Annotated in this window: 3 protein-coding genes; 1 reads left to right on the forward strand and 2 read right to left on the reverse strand. The window is 74.0% G+C overall.

Features of this window, described 5'->3' with window-relative positions; translation table 11 throughout:
* Nucleotides 1–50 precede the first annotated feature (50 nt).
* Both BM093_RS34695 and BM093_RS34700 read right to left on the reverse strand, forming a co-directional pair.
* Nucleotides 51–977: a complex I subunit 1 family protein gene (locus BM093_RS34695; protein WP_093357684.1), complete on the reverse strand. Its 927-nt coding sequence runs from the start codon at nucleotides 975–977 to the stop codon at nucleotides 51–53.
* The gene (locus tag BM093_RS34700; protein WP_093357687.1) at nucleotides 974–1,612 is read right to left on the reverse strand and encodes a hypothetical protein; all 639 of its coding nucleotides are present in this window, start codon (nucleotides 1,610–1,612) and stop codon (nucleotides 974–976) included. The genes BM093_RS34695 and BM093_RS34700 overlap by 4 nt, the downstream gene beginning before the upstream one ends.
* Between BM093_RS34700 and BM093_RS34705 the strand changes: the two genes are divergently transcribed.
* A partial coding sequence (locus tag BM093_RS34705; protein WP_143105727.1) for a hypothetical protein occupies nucleotides 1,613–1,846 on the forward strand: 234 nt, incomplete at its 3' end.

A 1,846-nucleotide genomic window follows, 5' to 3' on the forward strand; every position in this document is an offset into this window, starting at 1 on the left:
CCGGAGGAGAGCGCCAGCAGGCTCAGCACGCAGAACACGGCGAGAACCATCTACATCCCTCCCCGGGCCAGCACGACGAGTGCAACCACGAGCGCCTGCACGATCGTCAGCGGCACCAGCACGACCCAGGAGATCTCCGCCCAGCGATCCATCCGGATCGTCGGGAGCTGGTGGCGCAGCCAGACCAGCACGACCAGCACCGCGGCGGTCTTGAGTAGCACCCACGCCCACGCAGGTAGCCACGGCCCGTGACCGCCACCGAGGAACAGCGGGACCGCCATCGACGCCGCGGCCACGAGCAGCAGCCGGCGCCCCCCGGCGAACAGCAACCGGTCCACACCCGAGAGCTCCGAGCCCGCGCCCCCCGCGGTGTCGCGGGCGACCGGGGCATCGAACGGCCCCCAGAACGCCATCGCCGCAGCACTGAGCAGGTAGGCGACGAACGCCGCCGGCATCAGGACGACGAACCACAGGCCGGCTTGGGCGTCGACGATGTCGGTGATCCGCAGGCTGCCCGCGGCCAGGGCCGCGGTGATGATCGCGAACATGTGGGGGAGCTCGTAGGACAGGCCCTGGGCGACGAACCGGTACCCGCCGACCAGTGACAACGCCCCGTTGGGGCCCCACCCGACCAGCCACACCGCCGCCCACGCGACGACCTCCATCGCGTTGAACCAGACGACGCCGACCGACAGGTCGACCAGCGGACGCTCACCGAGCGGGACGACCGCAGCCGCCAGCACCGCGGCGACGATCAACGAGGCGATCCCCGCCCACCGCAGCAACCCGTCGGCGGCGAGCGTGCTGCGGCGCTGGCCGACCAGCAGCCGCGCCGTGGCGCGGACCGGTTCGACGGCGGCCGCGGCGGGCCCGACGGGTCGCCCGGCGGCCCGGCCCGCCAGGGCGCCGTCGAGTGCGGCGAGGAACCAGACGGCGGCGATCATCAGGGCCGGGAGCAGCAGGGTCGTGGCACTCATCGTTCGCCCGGCTCCCGGTCGCGGAGGCCGGCGGGGGTCGCTGCGCCGTCGACGTCGGGATCGAGTGCCGCGACCAGCAGCCGGGCGGCGGTGAACTCCGCTCCCGCGAGACGCCCGCTGAGCTCGGCGAGGACCGGACGCTCCGGCTCCCCGATCGTCCGTCCCGCGGCGTGCGCCTCGATCCGGGCGAGCCGACGCTCGAGCAGCTCGGCCACGTCCACGCCGTCACCGGATTCCACCCTGCGCAGCATCAGCCGCAGTACGCGAGACCGCCGGACCAGGCGCAGCAGCCCAGAGAGGCCGTCGGCCGGTTCACCGGCCCGGGCACGGTCACGGAGGTCGCGTGCCTGAGCGGCCGGGCCCGGCCAACCGGCGACGGCGAGGACGCGGGCGACCACATCGAGGTCACGTACCGCCGCAGCGACCGGCGCCGAGGGGCGCAGCTCGGCGGCGTCGAGGACGCGGGCCTCGGCCGAGGAGATCACGTCGCCCTGCAACTCGACGTCGACGACCAGGCCGGCCGGCCAGTCCGGGAGCACCGGACCGAGCGGCAGATGGAGCACGTCGAGTGCCAGACCGTCACGATCCTCCGCGACGTCGGCCATGGCCAGGCCCCCGGGCAGCGGAATGTCCATGTGGTGATGCTGGTGGTCGCCGGCGTGGCCCGAGGCGGGCTCGTGGCCGGAGCCGCTGTCCGCGTGCTCGGCGTGATCGTGTTCGTGGTGCTCGTGCCGGCCATGAGCGGTATCCCCGCCCTGGTCGGGCGGCTCACCGTCGCCGGCATGGCCTGCGTGCTCGTCGAGGTGGGCTTCGTGACCAGCTGCGTGCGTATCCTCGCCGTGCTCGCCGTGCTCGCCGTGCTCGCCGTG

Origin of the sequence: Pseudonocardia ammonioxydans, from assembly GCF_900115005.1 — a bacterium.
GTDB classification, from domain to species: domain Bacteria; phylum Actinomycetota; class Actinomycetes; order Mycobacteriales; family Pseudonocardiaceae; genus Pseudonocardia; species Pseudonocardia ammonioxydans.